The sequence below is a fragment of the Corynebacterium sp. S7 genome (assembly GCF_054401105.1).
Map to the genome: position 1 here is coordinate 1,989,213 of NZ_CM136760.1, position 17,691 is coordinate 2,006,903.

Sequence of the window (17,691 nt, forward strand, 5' to 3'; positions counted from 1 at the left end):
AATCTACCTTGTGTTCCTTTGTTTGTCTTCGAGTAGCGCTTCGGCCACCTTCCATAATCCGAGCGCGTTGGATGCCTTCACCAAGACAACATCCTTCGCCTCACGGGCATGCCAGTCTTCTTCGCCAGCGGGTGACGTTGAAAGGATACCGCGAGTGATCTGAATTGCCTCACCGGCGTCACCGGCAATTCTTGTGAAAATTCCCTTCGCGTGAGCACTTTCGGCCATCGCGCGCACAGCTGGGCTATCGCCGACTGCCACTAAATCGCTGACTCCGTAGCGCGCCAGCTCGTCGCCAAGCGCTGCATGCTCTGCAATCGCGTCATTGCCGAGCTCGCCCATCTCTCCAAGCACAGCAATCGAGCGCGCACCTGGGCGCGCCGCAGCGGTGTATCCCAAGGCCGCGATGCCCGCACGCATGGACTCAGGGTTCGCGTTGTAGGCGTCGTTGATGATGGTCACTCCGTCAGGGCGGGTATTTACGTCCATCCGGTTGGCTGATGCGGTGCGGGCTTGCGACAACGCGGAGGCCACCTCGGCGGCATCCATCCCGGATTCAATGCCGACGGCCGCAGCCGCAAGCGCATTGGAAACCTGATGGGCACCAAACACATTGAGGCGTACCTGTTGCGGTGCATTTCCGGGCGAATGCATGACGAAGGAGGCGCGAGCGATGTCATCTAGCTCGATGTCGGTGGCGTAGTAGTCCGCGCGCGAGGCTGGGGGCTGGGCTGCGGAGTAGGTCACCACGCGTGCCGAGGTGCGCGACTCCATTGCGATCACGAAGGCGTCGTCGGCATTGAGCACAGCAACTCCCCCGTTATCGGCGGTAGGCAGCGCTTCGACGAGTTCACCCTTGGCTTGTGCAATATTTTCGCGCGAGCCGAATTCCCCCAGGTGCGCTGTGCCCACGTTCAGCACGACACCAAAACGCGGCGGGGCAATCGTCGCTAAGTGTGCAATGTGCCCGATGCCACGCGCCGACATCTCGGAAACTAGGAACTTCGTCTGCTCGGTGCAGCGCAGCACCGTATAAGGGTGCCCGATTTCATTGTTGAATGATCCTGGAGGTGCGACCGTATCGCCTGCGCGGGAGAGCACCTGGGCGATGAGGTCTTTGGTTGAGGTCTTGCCGGCAGAACCGGTCACACCCACAATATTTAGTTGATGCTTCTCGGTCAGCTCATGGGCAACAAAGGTTGCAAGCTTAGACATGCCTGCGACGACCGCCTGGGCAGATCCGTCGGGATCATTGGCGGCCAAATCGGAGTTGTCTCCTTCGCGGCCCTCGACCTTGGGCACGACAACAGCGGGCACACCGACAGGGCGCGCAGCGAGCACACCGGTAGCGCCTTTATCCATCGCGGTGCGGGCGAAGTCATGTCCGTCAACCTTCGCACCCGGCAGCGCCACGAAAAGCCCGCCTTCGGTGACCTTGCGCGAATCAAACTCAACGAACCCGGTGACCATCGCCTCCGGGTTGTCGGTGTCGTGCACCTCGCCCCCGGTCAGCTCAGCAATCCGCTTCAGACTTAGTGGAATCATTCTTCCTCCTCCGTGCTTACCTTCTGCGCCCCGCGCAATTCTCCCAGAGCTCGGCGAACTTCTTCCCTGTCATCGAAATGATGCACCTGATCTCCCACAATCTGGCCGACTTCGTGGCCCTTTCCAGTCACCACTACAGCGTCGCCGGGGCGCGCCCACGCCATCAATGCGTCGATGGCATCCGCGCGCGAACCGATCTCGGCTACCTCGACCTCACGGTCTTGAGCTGCGGCTTGATCGCGCGCCCCAGCAACCACGGCAGCCCTAATCGTGGCGGGATCCTCGGAGCGAGGGTTGTCGTCGGTGACGATGACATAGTCAGCACGCTTGACAGCTTCCGCACCCATCAGCGGGCGTTTCGACGAATCCCTGTCTCCACCAGCACCAACGATGACTCCGAGGCGACCATCAACCTGCGCGCGCAGCGTGTCTAAGACAGCGGCAACCGCGCCCGGCTTGTGTGCGTAATCAACAACGGCGACAAAATCCTGGCCCTCGTCGATACGCTCCATGCGTCCTGGCACCCCAGCGGTGGTGATCCCGGACAGGAATTGCTCCACGTCCACACCTGCGCAATACGCCATTCCGGTCGCTAGGGCTGCATTGGCTACGTTGAAGTCGCCCGGCAGCGAGATGTGCGCCTGGAATACTTCGGTGCCGATTGTCAGCTCGAGAGACTGGGCACCGCTTGCCTCGACATCGGTGCGACGAGCACTCAGCGAGAGGCCCTCTTGCCCCTGAGTTCCCACGGTAAAAGGTTCTTCCGCCAGCTCGGACATCCGTACACCCCACTCGTCATCGACGCAGATCACCGAGTGCTTGCCTGCAACCGGCGAGGCCGGATCGAAGAATCGCGCCTTCGCCTCGAAGTAATCTTCCATCGTCGGATGGAAATCAAGGTGGTCCTGGGAGAGATTGGTAAACCCTGCGACGTCGAAGTCTGTCCCGTCAACGCGCCCGAGACTCAGCGCGTGGGACGACACTTCCATGACAACGTGGGTCACACCCTCGTTCACCATCCGGGCAAACAGAGCCTGGAGGGTAGGCGCTTCTGGAGTGGTGAGTTTTGTGGGCACCTCACGCCCATCGATGCGCGTGCCCGTTGTTCCAATAATGCCGGTTTTTTGCCCCGCGGCCATCAGCCCATTTTCTAGGAGATAGGTCGTGGTGGTCTTACCTGACGTACCGGTCACGCCCAGAATAGTCAGCTGCCGCGAAGGGTAACCGTAAATGGCTGCAGAGACATCGCCCAAAATCGAACGCACATCATCAACGACAAGAATCGGGCGACGATCCGAAGTCTTCTGGATCAGCGCCAGACCCTCTTCATCGGTCAGCGTCGCCGCGGCAGGAGAATCAAAGGCATAGGCTGCGCCGTGCACGTGGGTGCCCGGCACGGCAGCAAAGATCCCACCCGGTTCGACATCAGAAGAGCTTAAGCTTATCGACGACACCTGTGTGGGAACCTGGGTGGCGTTGACAATGCGAGCACCAGCGATGCGTGCCACCTGCTCCAAAGTCAGCGCAGTAGTGGGTGTCTCTGCCATGCTATTTCCTTCTTTCTTCTCTTAAGCTGTGTTCTCTTAAGTGGCTCTCAGTCTGCCTGATCGGCGGGCTTTATGGTCTCTGCAACACGATCTGTTCCTCGGAGCCTGGCTGCGGTGCAATGTTGTCGCGGTTGATCAGCCAGTTCGAGATTTCACGGAATATTGGTGCTGAGGACTGGCCTCCTGCACCTCCTTCCAACACTCCACGCTGCGGTTCATCCACCATCACCGCGACAACGAAGCGAGGGTCATTAGCCGGCGCGATGCCAGCGAACGTGATCCAGTACTTCGAATTAGAGTAAGCGCCGGTATCTGGATCCACCTTTTGCGCGGTACCCGTTTTACCCGACAGTTGGTAACCTTCGATGCCTTGGCCTTGGGCAGTACCTGAGTTCAATCCGGTTGGGTCCTCTTGGAATACGCCCTGGAACATGTTGACCACGGTGGCTGCGGTTTCTGGGCTGACAACCTGGGTCCGGTTCGGTTGTTCTTGTTCGATCACGTTGCCCTTTGAATCACGCACTTCTTTGACAATGCGCGGTTCAATGCGCTCACCGCCGTTGGCCAACGTCTGATACACGCTAGCCATCTGCAACGTAGTCCAGCTCATACCCTGACCAATAGGAAGGTTGGCAAAGGTGCCTCCCGACCATTGCTCGAGTGCCGGGTACAACCCTGAGGACTCATTAGGCAACTCAATCCCGGTGGATTGGCCGATCCCGAACTGCTCAAGGTAGTGGGCATACTTCTCCTCGCCCAGTTTTTGCGCAAGCATCAAGGTGCCCACGTTGGAGGACTTACCGAAGATTCCGGCAGTGGTATAAGAATCCACGCCGTGCTGCCATGCGTCGGCCACCGTCACGCCCGCCATTTCAATCTGGCCTGGTACCTGGTGCACTTCCTCCGGAGTGGTCACGCCCTCTTCAATTGCTGCAGCTGCTGTGACAACCTTGGCCACCGAACCCGGCTCGAATGGGTGGGAAATCGACGAGTTTTCAAAACCACGGCCATCATCCAGCTGTGCTTGCAGATCTCCGTTGGGATCAATCGTGCCGGTATTGGCCATCGCCAACACTTCGCCGGTGGCTACGTCGAGCACGACTGCTTCCGCGGACTTGGCTCCCGAGTTTGCCTTTGACTGCTCGAGCAGCTGCTGCACATACGTTTGCAGGTCGAGGTCGATGGTCAATTGCATGTCGGTGCCGTGAACTGCAGGGGCCTCGTCGCGAAGCGTGCCTGGAATCTCTTGCCCCATTGCGGAGACGTCTTGGGTCTTGCGCCCGTTGATTCCGCTGAGAGTTGAGTCGCTGGAGGCTTCGAGCCCGAACTGGCCCTGGCCATCCATGGAGACCTTGCCGATAATGTTTTCACCAATGGCGCCGTTGGGGTACTCACGGATATCTTGGTGGTCTGCGGCCACACCGTAATATTCTTCGGCGATCTTCTCCGCCACGTCCGGGTCAACATTGCGCACTAAGACTTCATATTGAGTGTCAGCGTGGAGCTTGTCCAAGATTTCCTTGGAGTCGACGTCGCCGGAATTTGCTTTGCTTCCCGCGCCACCTTCGGCGATCATGCGTGGAATACCGTCGGCAATCTCTTTGAGCCGATCGTCGAGACGTGCTGGGAGCTGGGCTTCGATTGTCGCCGAATCTACGCCATCCAACGTCAGTTCCTGGGTGATCTGCTGCGAAATTTCGTCACGGAGCCGGACCGGAGAAACAGTCAACGAACGTGCCTGCATGGTGTATGCAAGTTGGTTGCCTTCCGTATCGGTAATCGAGCCACGCCGCGCTGGCTCGACGTAGACGCGCTCACGTTGACTTTGCGCGGACACCGACAGCGCCGGCCCCCAGACGACCTGAACCCATGCAAGACGCCCCACGAGGATTGCCGCAATCACGAGGAATGCTAAAAGTATCCACCCATAGCGCCTCCGAGATACGGAGTACTGGGCTGAGACAGGTGCATTTTTGCGACCATTCTTCCCGCTAGTGCCGTGCGCGTTTCCGTTTCTGCTCGGGGTACCCACGAGAGTTGTTCACCTGCCTACTTCCCTATGTCAATCTATTCTGGTGGCTCCTTCGGGGCCGTTATGTCCGAATTATTCAATATTTTTGGAGCGCCCTCCGCCACAGCGACCAGATTAGAACCGTGCGGGAACGTTGGGGCTATAAGGTGCAACTGCAGGAGCTTGAGGAGCCTGAGGCGCCTGTTGCGCTGGAGCGGGATCGTTGTTGGGACGTGACTCTAGTGACTGAGAAACCTGGTCGGTTTGCTTCGGGTCGCTGGAGGCCTGCCCAGGTCGAACCGGCGCACCATTGACATCAATCATAGGTTGCGTAGCGGGATCCGCCGGGCGACTCTCGGTAACTGTGCCGTCGTTTTGAACTTCCACAATTCCTGGGTTGGTGGGAACAACCATTCCCGCCTCTGATGCCCTGCGAGCGATCTCTGCCGAAGACTGCAAATTCTCCAAGTCACGGTTCAGCGTTTCCACCTGGTTGGACAACTGGTTGTCTGTGGCCTGCAGCTGCTGGATAGTAAAGGTTTGCTGAGTGGACAAGCCGGAAAACACCATCGCCAGGACTACACCGAAAGCTAAAAGCGGAAGCGCAATAATCGACACCGACGAGAAACGACGCTTGACCTCAGTCGTTGGCGTTTCCACCCTGCGACCACGAATCGAAACCACCTGATTGGAGCCGAGACGGCCACGATTGTGAGGCTCGTGGGGACGTACTCCGGGGCGCAGCTTGCGTGGCGCGGGAGCGGTCGTCGTCGCGCTTTGTTCGAACGCTTCACGACGAGCACCTGCCCTCTCGCTCGACCTATCACTAGAGCGATTACTCGGCCTGCGCGCCCCCTTTTCAAGCAGCGTGGCAGAATTTCCAGTTTCGTAACCGGAAGTCAGGTCGCGGCTTGCTCCCATGATGATCGCTCCTTCGGTAGCTGGTTCAATCTGAGTAGTGCTAGTGGGGGTCTAGTTTACTTGTCGGTTATTAGGGTTAGTTTATTTCAGCTGTTCGGGAAGTTTCTCTATACCACGAACCCTAACAGGTGCAGCACGTGGATTTTCTGCGATTTCCGCCTCCGATGCCTTTTCAGCCCCGCTGGTAATGGTCCGGAACTTTGGAGCGGTACCAGGTAAATCCATGGGCAACCCCGGTGGAGTTGTGGAAGCGGTCAATTCTTTGAATGCCGCTTTCACAATTTTGTCTTCCAACGACTGGTAGCTCATAAACACACTCCGGCCACCAACGCCGAGGGCGTCGGCGATCGCCGGAATGACGTTCTTAATGGACTCAAGCTCTCCATTGACTTCGATGCGCAGCGCTTGGAAGGTTCTTTTCGCAGGATGTCCACCGGTGCGACGCGTCGCTGCCGGAATGGTTGCATAGAGCAATTCAACCAATCGGCCAGATCGATCAAACGGTTCTTTCTCCCGTTCTTTCACGATCGCGCTGGCGATTTTTCCGGCAAAGCGTTCGTCGCCGTAGGTTTTCAGAATCCTGGCAATATCACCGTGCGAATAGGTGTTGAGGATGTCTGCAGCCGTGATCCCCGTGGTTTGATCCATGCGCATATCCAAAGGCGCATCCACCCGATAGGCGAAACCACGATCTTCCTGGTCAAGCTGCATCGACGACACACCGAGATCAAAAAGCGAACCAGCGACGCCGAATTCTCTGGCGCGCTCAAAAATCGGACCCTCGCCTTCCGAAATGGCCTCACCAAGCTCGTCGAAACGTGCTTGAACTGGGACAAAGCGATCACCGAAAGGTGCAAGTCGCTCGGATGCATCCCGCAGAGCGTTGGGATCACGGTCGATGCCGATCACCGATGCTGCTGGGAAGACCTTGAGGAAGTGTTCGGTGTGTCCACCTGCGCCGAGGGTGCCGTCAACGATCACGGCTTTGTCTCCGAAGGCTTCGATTGCAGGTGCAAGTAGTTGTGTCACTCGGTCGCGCAACACAGGTACGTGACCGTGGTTGGAATCGATGTTGTAGTCCATTGGCTCTTGCACCCCCCTCTCACTGCCTGCTTGTGGTGAATCGCTACATTTCCCTGAACGTGAATTTCGGGGAACGTATAGGGCCCTACTCGGAGCGGCAGATCTGATGTCGGGGAAGTACACCAGAACGGCTCGCGCTCCGAGCAGAGTCCGTACACGCTCTCCTCTGATTGGCGGCTGAATTACAGCAGACCAGAGAGAATGTCGTCCTCGTCAGCTGCAGCGAATGCAGCTTCCGTCTCTTCTTGGTATTTGGCCCAGGACTCGGCATCCCAGATCTCAAGAAAATCCACTGAACCAATGACCACGCATTCCTTTGACAAGTTTGCGTATTCACGGTGCGCCGGAGACAAGGTGATGCGACCGGACCCGTCGGGGGTTTGTTCATCCGCACTCGCTGCGAGGTTACGGATAAACGCACGTGCCTGTGGGTTCGTGCGAGACACAGCCGCAGCTTTTCTAGCTCTTGCTGCAAATGCTTCCCGCGGGTAGACCGCCAAAGAGTGGTCCTGCCCTTTCGCCACCATTAACCCATCCGCTAGTTCCTCACGGAATTTTGCCGGAAGTGTCAATCTGCCTTTGTCGTCGAGCTTCGGCGTGTAGGTACCCAGAAACATCCCGGGCCACCTTCCTTAGCTTGACTACGCCGGTGCGAATCTTCGTTCAACGACCCTTCCTGAACGCTGGATACGCCCCATCAGCTCGTTGCTGTGCCCCACTTTAACCCACTTTCCCCCACCATCGCCACATTACTGCCACACTTTTCAGGCGGCGCATTTATATCTGCAGGTAGAAAAGATATTTCCCAGTGGGGAGATTTCCCACAGCATTCTTCAGAGCGCAGGAAATCAAGTCCCACCAATCACACTAAAGGGCTTTAAACCCTTCTGTTGCGACGGCAAGGGCTTTGGAATGATCGGCGATGACCTGCACTTTTTAGGAAAGGGCAATATTTAGGGAATGAAGGTGGGGCAAAGTGGGGCGTATTTGTGGGGCAAGGTGGAGAGGCACTCATCCAATTTCAGCGACCCCCCAAAAAGGGGGCCGTCCGACACGCCGACACTTCGACACGCCATCGCCGACTTTTCCGGCACAGAAAAAGACACAGAAAAAACCGCACCCCGCTTGAAAGCGGGGTGCGGTTTGAACGGTTGTTAGATTTTAGCCTTCATTGTCCTCAAAGCGACGACGGAAGTTGTCTTCCATACGAGAGCCTACGCCCCCGCCCTGCCCAGGGGCAGATGCCGACTTATTGCGACTGGAACGTGAGGACGATCCTGCTCCCCCTTGAGGGGAACGCAACACCCAGATTCCAGCTCCAAGCATGACAATGAAACCAACCACGCTCAATGCGATAAACCACAGACTTGCCTGAGCGAGTGCTACGCCGACGATGAGTAGAACGAGGCCGAGAACTGAAAGGGCGATTCCCCGAAACATGGTTCTACCGTTTGGAGCACCACCCCCAAAAGAGCTTTGGGCTGATACAGACGCACCGAATTTTGGGTCTTCAGCGAGCAGTGACTGCTCGATTTCCCGGAGCGCACGCTGCTCCTGCTCTGAAAGGGCCACAATTCCTCCCGGCGATAGATGTTAGGTATCCCTTAAAAATGGAACCTCTTACCCTCTTAACGTACAGCGTAACCTGTTTGTTCCCCGCCGTGGAATCGCCTTTAAAAGCCACCCCCAACTGTAGAATTATGCAGCGGAAACCACCTCAGTTTCGCCCAAAGAATCGCCGTAAGAAACCTCCGCAAAAAACTCCGCAGCGAGACTAAAAACTCGCTCCACCACTGCCCGATTCGGCGAGGTAACAATCCCAGATGCTACGCGCCCACGCAGGGCCGAGTACTGCTCAAATTCTGTGGCCCACTTCTGACCGCTCGCACCCGTAAGAGCAAGGCGCTGCCAAGCACTGGAAGGAAGCCGCTTGCGCTTCCGGATAACCGGAGAATCCGCGTTTACCGCACCCGCAACGCGCAGAGCCGCACGATATGCATACTCAAGAGCTAAGTCAAGCTTGCCTTCCTGAAGGTAAGTCTGAGCCGAGTGAAGAAGTGATTCGGCAGAAGACAAGAACGCACCACTCTTACCCACACGGGTAGGCGCTCCAGAGACTGAGCCGGTAGTTGCTGAAATAACGCTGTTCATTACTGCCCCTTACCTTCGTAGTTGTGAGTAATTGCGGATGCCATACCTGATCAATGAATGAGTTAAGACTAAAACCTGTGTTCGACTGCCACACCCCAATTATAGATCATGTGTTCGAAAAAAGCTAGAGGTTTCGCTCTTTTACCAGCGATAATGCCAAGCCCTTACTCACAACGAACAGCTTTCCTCGAATTTCACCCGGTTTATTCGCCCAAAAGGCTCCCACTTCGACAGCGAACGTGGTTCGATAAGGGGTGTGAGTATAACGATCCGCCGCCTAACGGGGCCCGAGTTCTCGGTCCTAGCCCCGGAGCTCGTCGATATCTATATCGAAGCAATGAGGTACTCACCGTCAATTCGCATGCAACGCATCAACGTATGGCGCCGCGAAATCGTCCAACCGGGGTTTACCGCGCTGATTGCCCAATTAGAAGACCAAATCATTGGAGTGGCCTACGGTTTCCTCGGTTCCCCCGACCGCTGGTGGGATAAACAGCTCCGGCGCGGTTTCAAAGAAGCAGGCGGTGCCACCCCAGAGCAGCTCGAGCTGCTGCATAGCTACTTCGAAGTTGCCGAGATTCATGTGACACCTCGCCTGCAGGTGCGCGGAATCGGTCGTCGTCTCCTGACCGAACTCTTGTGGAACGCTCCCGCCTCTTTCGTCGCGCTTTCCACCCCAGAAGTGGAGCAGGAAAACAACCCAGCATTTGGCCTCTACCGCTCTCTCGGTTTCAAGGACGTCTTGCGCAACTTCTATTATCAAGGTGATGAGCGCCCCTTTGCCGTGCTAGGTCGCGCATTGCCATTGGATGCTCGCTAAGCCTCGCTAAGCCTCGCTACGCACAGTCCGGCTGTAATAATGGTTCCAGCCTCAGGTGGGTACTGTAAGAGGGACGACGATTCACCGACCAAGGAGTTTTCGCGTGAGCGCACCGGATAATCAAGCCCCGGATAATCAAGCCAAGGATCTCCGCAAGCTTTCATTGAATGATGTTCCTGAAGCAACCCAGCACGTACTGGAACAATTCTTCGACGAGCAGTCAGAGAAGGTGGCCAGTATTGGGCGTCCGGTTACTGAGGCGGTTAACTACCTCCGAGACTTTGTTCTCAATGGAGGCAAAAGGGTTCGCCCACTCTACGGCTGGGCTGGATTCGTCGGTGCCGGTGGCTTGAAAACTTCCGCCGAAGACCCGCAGGCAGTGCTGCGCGCCGTAAGTTCGCTGGAATTCATCCAGGCCTGTGCGCTGATCCACGATGACATCATCGATTCCTCCGATACCCGGCGCGGTAATCCCACTGTTCATCGCGCAGTTGAGGCAGCTCACCGCGAACAGAAGTGGGCAGGCGACTCTGCGCACTTCGGCGAATCCACAGCAATCCTTGTAGGCGACCTCGCCTTAGTCTGGGCGGAAGATATGTGGCGCTATTCCGGTCTCTCCCACGCTGCGCTTGATCGCACCGCCGAACCGTGGCGCGCCATGCGCACCGAGGTCATCGGTGGCCAGCTCCTCGATATTTCTTTGGAGGCATCCGGCAACGAAAGCCCCGAGCTCGCCAACGCCGTAAATCGCTTCAAAACCGCGGCGTACACTATCGAACGCCCGCTGCACCTTGGTGCCGCACTAGCCGGGGCTTCGCCAGAAGTCATTGAGGCATTCCGTGGTTACGGCACCGATATCGGCATCGCTTTTCAGCTTCGCGACGACCTCCTCGGCGTCTTCGGCGACCCCTCCGTAACAGGTAAGCCTGCTGGCGACGACCTGCGCGAAGGTAAGCGCACGGTGTTGCTCGCTATTGCTTTATCGCGTGCCGACGAGTCCGACCCAGCCGCCGCAGCAACCCTGCGCGCGGGGGTCGGTTCTGAAACTAATGCCGAGAAGATTAGTGAGCTTGCCTCCATCATTGCCTCGACCGGAGCCGTTGACGTTATTGAAGAGCAGATCTCATCCTTGACCGTCTCCGGGCTCAAGCACCTGACAGATGCTGGAATCGAGCCCGAGGTCACCGAAGACCTGCGTCAACTGGCCATCAAAATGACTGAGCGACGCAAATAATGTGGCAGAAAATAGCAAATGTCTCTCCCACAACCTGGGGCGTGATCGGCACTATCATGATCGCCCTTGGCTCCTTTGGCGCCGGTGCCACGCGCAATCGCGGCGGTGTGATTGATGCCCTGGGGCTGAATTTCCTCGCTTTTGGGCATGCCAAGGGAATCCTTGAAGTTGTCCTTTTAATTGGCATCCTGCTGCTCATTCTTGGGTGGCTTCAAGTGGGGCGCCGGGTGATCGTCGATAAGCCTGAAAGCGATATCGAGCGTTTTGCCACCGTGCGCCGGAGCCTGTGGCTGTGGGTGGCGCCGCTGGTCGTGTCCGCCCCGATCCTGTCGCGCGATGTGTACTCGTATCTCATGCAGGGCGCGATGGTGCGCGACGGATTCGATCCGTACACCGAGGGCGCGGCGATCAATCCCGGGCCATACTTGCTCGAGGTCTCGCACGATTGGCGCAACACCACGACTCCGTATGGGCCACTGCATTTGTGGATAGGTGAAGGGGTCACCACCGTCGTCGGCGATAACGTAGCTGCTGGTGTGATCGCTTATAAGCTGATTTCGCTACTGGGTTTTGCAGCGGTTGCGTGGGCAATTCCAAAGATTGCGGAGAAACTAGGCGGCGATCCCGCCTTAGCGCTGTGGATCGGCGTGGCTAACCCGCTGATGATCCTGCACATGGTCGGCGGTATGCACAACGAATCGATCATGGTAGGGCTCGTGTCCGTTGGTATCTTGTGCGCGCTGAATCGCAAGTTTGTGGCTTCGGTAGTTCTGATCTCTGTTGCGGTATCGCTGAAGGCAACTGCTGCGATCGCGCTGCCATTCGTGGTGTGGATGGCCACCAACTACTTCGCTGGCAAGGACGCAAAACTTGGCCGAAAGGTTCTGGTGTTCTTGATCTCGGGTGTCGTTGGCGTCGCTTTGACGCTGGCCGTGGTCAGTTTTGTCACCTGGGCATCCGGCTCCTCGTGGGGCTGGCTCGCAGAGATTTCCGGCAACTCGAAGGTGGTTAATCCCCTATCGCTGCCGACGCTGGTGACCGACCTTGTCACCCCGTTTATCCAGATTTTCGACGAGCTCTTCCCCTATAACCAAGTACTTTCGGTTGCTCGTACCGTGGGAACCATTGCCATGTTGGTGGGACTGGTGGTGATTTGGTGGCTGTTTCGCCAGAACGATCGCCGTGCGATTATGGGCACAACCCTTGCATATCTGTGGGCGTATTTGGTCAATGCGGTTGCCCTACCGTGGTACTACGCATCGGTAATTAGCCTGGTGGGCACTTTCCGCCCGCCGACATGGGTATTGCGCCTCACCACTGGTGCATCTGTGTTTCTTTCGCTGGCTTTTACCGGCGGAGGAAACCACAGGTTCTATGACCTGTGGTTCGTTGGAATCGGACTGGTTTTGGCATGGCTTGCCGCAACGTATGTCTTCCCGGAAAAAGCTAAAACGCCATCGCCTGCGCACGCCTAATTACTTCGCGCGCGCCGTGGCCATGGAGTGCATCCACGGGACGGCCTGGCAAGGTGTCATCCGCGGTAAACAGGAATCGCAAGATTTCCGCATCGGAATAATCGTTGTCTTTGAGGACGGTGACCGCGCTGGCAACGAATTTGTTTAGTTCGTCTCCGTCCAACAGCACAGCCGGGATGTACTTCTTGCCGTCCACGACATAAGCCACAAGCTTATTGTTATTCAACAGGTCGTGGACCTTAGTAACTACAACACCGAGACGCTCTGACACGTCCGGCAGAGCAAGGAGTTCTTCCCCTTCAAGCAGCGCTGCGAGTTCTTCGGCGGGAACTCCGCTGGTTTGTGCATTATCTTCCGAATCTCCCGAAATGGAATCCGAAACTGGGTTAGTCGCTGAGTTAGTCACAGTAGATAGTTTACGTATTACCCGGGTTCGACTACCACTTGAGCGCCGATGTGCACCATACTTGGTGCCATGAGTCAGCTCGCAGTTGGAGATTATCTGGAGGATAGGTACCGCATCGATCGCCCGATCGCGCGCGGTGGCATGTCCACGGTGTACAGATGCGTCGACGAGCGTTTAGGCCGGGAAGTCGCGGCGAAAGTCATGGACGACAAGTACGTCGATGACGAACTTTTCATGTCCCGTTTTACTCGGGAAGCGCGCGCCATGGCGCAGCTCTCACACCCGAATTTGGTCAATGTGTACGACTTTTCGGTACACGGCGACCACGCATTTTTGATTATGGAATTGATCACCGGTGGCACGCTGCGTGAGTTATTGGCCGAGCGCGGCCCCATGCCACCGCATGCAGCCACATCGGTCATGCGCGCCGTGCTGACGGGTCTATCTGTCGCACACGCGAAGGGCATGGTCCACCGCGATATCAAGCCCGACAACATTTTGATCAACGGCGACAACCGAGTCAAGCTTGCCGATTTCGGCCTTGTCCGCGCCGCCAGCGATTCCAAACATTCCACAGACCAAATCGTGGGCACGGTTGCCTACCTCTCCCCCGAGCAGGTCGATGGCTCCGAAATTACGCAAGCATCGGATGTTTATTCAGCCGGCATCGTCTTATATGAGCTCCTGACAGGAGAGACTCCTTTTTCGGGAGACTCCCAGCTCACGCACGCATTCGCACGCCTTAACGACGACGTGCCCGCCCCCTCGTCAAAGATCGCAGGCGTACCAAAGCTTTTCGACGAGCTCGTGGCCACTGCAACAGCAAGAGATCCGCAGGACAGGTTTAGCGATGCCGGGGAATTCCTCGCAGCTTTAGACGATGTCGCTGCCGAGCTGAACCTGCCTGCCTACACGGTGCCCGTACCAACTAATTCCGCGGCGCACCGAGTGGCAGCGATCCCCACCAATATGACGGCGTCTCGGGACGCTGATGCAGATTCGGGCACTGACCCAACCGAGATCGTCGACGGGCCGGAATCCAAGACGTCAATTCTTGAAAATAACGCCCGCGACAACGCGCAAACCTACGCCTTCCCCCAGGCGGATCCGCAGCCAGTCTCCTCTGCTACTCCTGCTAACGAGACAGCAATCATTCCAGCAGCGGCGTCCCCGCAACCCGAAACCCGCATCGAAACCCAGCAGGCCCAGCCCCAACAGGACCAACAGGCCCAGTCGGCACCCGCTCACCGTGAAGTGGAGCAACACCAACGCGCCGAGGTCAAGTCGCAGGTCCCAGCCCCAGAAACTAATCGTTCCAAAGTCTCTCTCATTGTGTGGTTGGTTGTCATTGCCGTTCTCACAGGAGCCGTGGCCATTGGCGCATGGTGGTTTGGTTCTGGCCGCTACGGTGAGATCCCCCAGGTCTTGGGCATGGATCGCCAGCAAGCGGTCACCGCAATTACCGAAGCCGGTTTCGAGCCAACCACCCAAATCGTCTACGACGACACCGTTCCCGCAGATCAACCCGTAGGCACCGAACCACCCATGGGTGGAAAGGCACTTCCGGGCGATCCCGTGACCCTGCTGATTTCCCAGGGCCGTCCCACCGTGCCTGAAATCCCGGCAGGTATGGGCGTGGAAGACTACCGAGCTTTGGCCAGCGAGCGCACTTTCCAAGTAGCCACCGGAGAGTCGGTCTATTCCACTAGCGCCCCAGTCGGCTCGGTTGCACAGACCGATCCGGCTGCCGGCACGGCCCTCGATATCGGCAGTACCGTCACTGTGGCGGTATCGAAGGGACCAGAGCCCATCGCCGTGCCCGATATCCGCGGAATTCCTCAAGAAGACGCCATCGCGCAAATTGAGGCAGCCGGTCTCAATGTCGGCGAGGTGACCGAGAAATTCGACAAGGAAATCTACGGGGGCAATGTCATCACTACCTCGCCCGCCCGCCTCTCCGAGCTCAAGCGCGGCGACACCGTGGATCTCATTGTTTCCAATGCTCTGACGGTTCCCGACGTCACCGGGTGGAACGCCACCGATGCCAGCGACGCTCTCAAAGAAGCCGGTCTCAGCGTTGGTAAGGCCACCCGCGACGAAGCTGTTGTCTCCGACAACGCCAACCGCGTGATCAAAACCGACCCGGCGGCATGGACAAATCTCGAGCCCGGCAAGGCCGACGTCCGCCTCGTTCTTCCAGGTCGCGTCACCGTACCCAACCTCGAAGGCATGAGCGTCAAGGATGCCCGAGACCAACTCGAAAGCATCGGGCTCAAGCTCAACAAAAGTTCGCGTTACGACGACGAAAAGATCACCTCTCAAACCACGAAGGCCGGAGACGCAGTTTCCGCTGGCACGACAATTAAAGTCAACAGCAAGAAATAGCCCCGCTAAAGCACCAAACCGCCCGCTCCCCCACGCACAAGATGTGCAGGTGGGAGGCGGGCGGTTTTGTCGTCGAGAAGCGAAATCTTAGTAACGCAACATCTCCGCGACGAGGAAGGAGAGCTCGAGCGCCTGCTCGGTGTTCAGACGAGGGTCACAGGCCGACTCGTAGCGACCAGGCAGGTCAACGTCGGTGATATCCTGCGCACCACCGAGGCACTCGGTGACGTTCTCACCGGTTAGCTCGATGTGGATGCCACCTGGGTGGGTGCCCAGTTCCCGGTGTACCTCGAAGAAGCCCTGGACTTCGTCGATGATCTTGTCGAAGTGGCGAGTCTTATACCCGTTCGAGGCGGTGAAGGTGTTGCCGTGCATTGGGTCGGACTGCCAGATCACCTTGTGACCGGAAGCCTCGACAGCCTTAATCACATCAGGCAGCACGGTGCGGACGTTTTCGTGGCCCATGCGTGCCACCATGGTCAGGCGACCCGGCTGGAAGTTAGGGTCCAGCTTGTGCGCGTACGCAACAGCTTCCTCAGGGGTAATCTTCGGGCCAATCTTGATTCCGATTGGGTTCTCGATCATCGCCGCGAAGTTCACGTGGAAGTCTTCGATGCCGCGGGTGCGCTCGCCGATCCAGAGCTGGTGGGCAGAGAGGTCATAGAGCTTCAGCTCACCGTTCTCGTCCTCAGCAAGGCGCAGCATGGCGCGCTCGTAGTCAACCAGCAGTGCTTCGTGGGAAGCGTAAATGTCCGAAGTGCGCAAGTGCTCGTCGTTGACGCCACATGCATCCATGAACGCGAGGGAACGCGAAATCTCGCGGGAGAGCGCCTCGTAGCGCGCACCCGCAGGCGAGTTAGCTACGAACTCGCGGTTCCACTCGTTGAGATTATGCAGATCAGCTGTGCCCGATTGGGTCAGCGCGCGGACCAAGTTCATGGCCGCGCCCGAGTTGGCGTACGCGCGCACCATGCGTGCTGGATCGTGGCGACGAGCTTCTTCGGTTGGCTCGACACCATTGACAATGTCGCCGCGGTAGTTCGGCAGACCGTTCGCGTCCAAGTCAGACGAGCGTGGCTTTGCGTACTGGCCGGCGATGCGGGCCAGTTTCACCACTGGCATGGATGCGCCGTAGGTCAGAACAACGGACATCTGCAGCAGAGTCTTAATGTTTGCACGGATATGCGGTTCCGTATTCGACTCGAAGGTCTCAGCACAGTCGCCGCCCTGGATCAGGAAGGCCTTGCCGTTGGCAACGTCAGCGAACTGCGCCTTGAGCTTGTGAATCTCAGGGGCCACCACAATTGGCGGGACAGACTCAAGGATCTTTCGGACGTTGTCGGCCTGCGCCTGATCCCAGCTTGGCTGCTGATGCGCCGGGCGGGAAATGACGTCTTGGAACTTCTCGTTCAGGTCACCCGGCAGCGGAGGGAGATCCGGGAGCATCGTTTCAGGGATATCAATAGTCCAACTCACATACATAGTTGTAGCACGTAAGCTGGAGAATCCCTAGAAGAGGGAAATAAATGCCCACTTGGTGGGACTGTCAGCGGTGTGCGCTTAGCGGTGTGCACGTCCGCGGCCGTCAATCGGCATGGACCTCATGCAAGCCTTGAACTTGGCAAGGTTGTGGCGGGCATCCACCAACGCGTCGTGATTTCCATCTGGCGATTCCGGCAGGTTCGGACGCCCCGCGATTTCCCAGTACTGCTTCAGCTCGTGGGTGAAACGAGGCAGATTCTTTGGCATCGCGGCCATGTCGCCCCACAATTGAGCGAAAACAACATGGTCATAGGCGCCAACCCAGGCCCACAGCTCGGGACGTGGCACTTGCTTGGTGATGAATGCATGTACCTCGTCACGAATGGTGTCCTTCGACTTCCACACCGGATCCTGCGGATTGGGAAGCTTTGCCAAAACGTTCTCGCGCACCCAAGAGTTCGCCTTGGATGAGTCGAACTCAGTGGACACCGCGTAATACTCGCTGCCGTCTTCGCCCACGATACCGATGGAGACTAAGTCGATCGTCGTCCCATTCTCGATGAACTCGGTGTCGTAAAAGTACCTCACGTGATTGACACGCCCATTTCCATTGAACTTGTATATGTCTGAT

15 protein-coding genes are annotated in these 17,691 nt (G+C 57.5%); 4 read left to right on the top strand and 11 right to left on the bottom strand.

Annotation, left to right across the window (positions count from 1 at the left end):
- Nucleotides 1–3 precede the first annotated feature (3 nt).
- The 8 genes from ACXZ66_RS09475 to ACXZ66_RS09510 form a co-directional block, all read right to left on the bottom strand.
- Complete coding sequence (locus tag ACXZ66_RS09475; protein WP_458748373.1) at nucleotides 4–1,545, bottom strand: UDP-N-acetylmuramoyl-tripeptide--D-alanyl-D-alanine ligase; 1,542 nt, start codon at nucleotides 1,543–1,545, stop codon at nucleotides 4–6.
- Nucleotides 1,542–3,092, bottom strand: a complete 1,551-nt coding sequence (locus ACXZ66_RS09480) for a UDP-N-acetylmuramoyl-L-alanyl-D-glutamate--2,6-diaminopimelate ligase (RefSeq protein ID WP_458748374.1) — start codon at nucleotides 3,090–3,092, stop codon at nucleotides 1,542–1,544. The genes ACXZ66_RS09475 and ACXZ66_RS09480 overlap by 4 nt, the downstream gene beginning before the upstream one ends.
- A 70-nt stretch (nucleotides 3,093–3,162) precedes the next feature.
- Entirely contained in the window at nucleotides 3,163–5,124 is a 1,962-nt protein-coding gene (locus ACXZ66_RS09485; protein WP_458748376.1) for a peptidoglycan D,D-transpeptidase FtsI family protein, read from the bottom strand.
- A 114-nt stretch (nucleotides 5,125–5,238) separates the two neighbouring features.
- Nucleotides 5,239–6,024, bottom strand: coding sequence for a hypothetical protein (locus tag ACXZ66_RS09490; protein ID WP_458748377.1), 786 nt, complete (start codon nucleotides 6,022–6,024; stop codon nucleotides 5,239–5,241).
- Between the two features lie 81 nt (nucleotides 6,025–6,105).
- Nucleotides 6,106–7,107: a 16S rRNA (cytosine(1402)-N(4))-methyltransferase RsmH gene (gene rsmH, locus ACXZ66_RS09495; protein WP_458748378.1), complete on the bottom strand. Its 1,002-nt coding sequence runs from the start codon at nucleotides 7,105–7,107 to the stop codon at nucleotides 6,106–6,108.
- A 182-nt stretch (nucleotides 7,108–7,289) separates the two neighbouring features.
- A complete protein-coding gene (mraZ, locus tag ACXZ66_RS09500) occupies nucleotides 7,290–7,724 on the bottom strand; it encodes a division/cell wall cluster transcriptional repressor MraZ (protein ID WP_458748379.1) in 435 nt (144 codons plus the stop codon).
- 544 nt (nucleotides 7,725–8,268) lie between these two features.
- Complete coding sequence (locus ACXZ66_RS09505; RefSeq protein ID WP_458748381.1) at nucleotides 8,269–8,679, bottom strand: DUF3040 domain-containing protein; 411 nt, start codon at nucleotides 8,677–8,679, stop codon at nucleotides 8,269–8,271.
- 126 nt (nucleotides 8,680–8,805) lie between these two features.
- Nucleotides 8,806–9,258 carry an SAV_6107 family HEPN domain-containing protein gene (locus ACXZ66_RS09510; RefSeq protein ID WP_458748382.1) on the bottom strand — a complete coding sequence of 151 codons (453 nt, stop codon included), beginning with the start codon at nucleotides 9,256–9,258 and terminating at the stop codon, nucleotides 8,806–8,808.
- A gap of 256 nt (nucleotides 9,259–9,514) precedes the next feature.
- Between ACXZ66_RS09510 and ACXZ66_RS09515 the strand changes: the two genes are divergently transcribed.
- The 3 genes from ACXZ66_RS09515 to ACXZ66_RS09525 all read left to right on the top strand — a co-directional run bounded on the left by ACXZ66_RS09515 (nucleotide 9,515) and on the right by ACXZ66_RS09525 (nucleotide 12,787).
- Nucleotides 9,515–10,078, top strand: coding sequence for an N-acetyltransferase family protein (locus ACXZ66_RS09515; protein ID WP_458748384.1), 564 nt, complete (start codon nucleotides 9,515–9,517; stop codon nucleotides 10,076–10,078).
- Nucleotides 10,079–10,181: 103 nt separating this feature from the next.
- Complete coding sequence (locus ACXZ66_RS09520; protein ID WP_458748386.1) at nucleotides 10,182–11,312, top strand: polyprenyl synthetase family protein; 1,131 nt, start codon at nucleotides 10,182–10,184, stop codon at nucleotides 11,310–11,312.
- Nucleotides 11,312–12,787 (top strand): alpha-(1->6)-mannopyranosyltransferase A, encoded by a 1,476-nt coding sequence (locus tag ACXZ66_RS09525; protein ID WP_458748388.1) that lies wholly within the window; start codon nucleotides 11,312–11,314, stop codon nucleotides 12,785–12,787. Before ACXZ66_RS09520 ends, ACXZ66_RS09525 begins: the two co-directional genes overlap by 1 nt.
- Here the strand turns inward: ACXZ66_RS09525 and ACXZ66_RS09530 are convergent.
- Entirely contained in the window at nucleotides 12,759–13,157 is a 399-nt protein-coding gene (locus ACXZ66_RS09530; RefSeq protein WP_458751358.1) for an Rv2175c family DNA-binding protein, read from the bottom strand. The two genes, ACXZ66_RS09525 and ACXZ66_RS09530, sit on opposite strands and share 29 nt — an antisense overlap.
- A 105-nt stretch (nucleotides 13,158–13,262) precedes the next feature.
- On the opposite strand from ACXZ66_RS09530, the gene ACXZ66_RS09535 reads away from it, so the two are divergent.
- On the top strand, nucleotides 13,263–15,578 hold the full coding sequence (locus tag ACXZ66_RS09535; protein ID WP_458748389.1) for a protein kinase domain-containing protein: 2,316 nt from the start codon (nucleotides 13,263–13,265) through the stop codon (nucleotides 15,576–15,578).
- Between the two features lie 87 nt (nucleotides 15,579–15,665).
- Here ACXZ66_RS09535 and ACXZ66_RS09540 read toward each other — a convergent pair whose 3' ends face one another.
- Both ACXZ66_RS09540 and ACXZ66_RS09545 read right to left on the bottom strand, forming a co-directional pair.
- Nucleotides 15,666–17,054 (bottom strand): class II 3-deoxy-7-phosphoheptulonate synthase, encoded by a 1,389-nt coding sequence (locus ACXZ66_RS09540; protein ID WP_458748390.1) that lies wholly within the window; start codon nucleotides 17,052–17,054, stop codon nucleotides 15,666–15,668.
- Nucleotides 17,055–17,138: 84 nt separating this feature from the next.
- Nucleotides 17,139–17,648, bottom strand: coding sequence for a polyadenylate-specific 3'-exoribonuclease AS (locus ACXZ66_RS09545; RefSeq protein ID WP_458748392.1), 510 nt, complete (start codon nucleotides 17,646–17,648; stop codon nucleotides 17,139–17,141).
- Nucleotides 17,649–17,691: the final 43 nt, after the last annotated feature.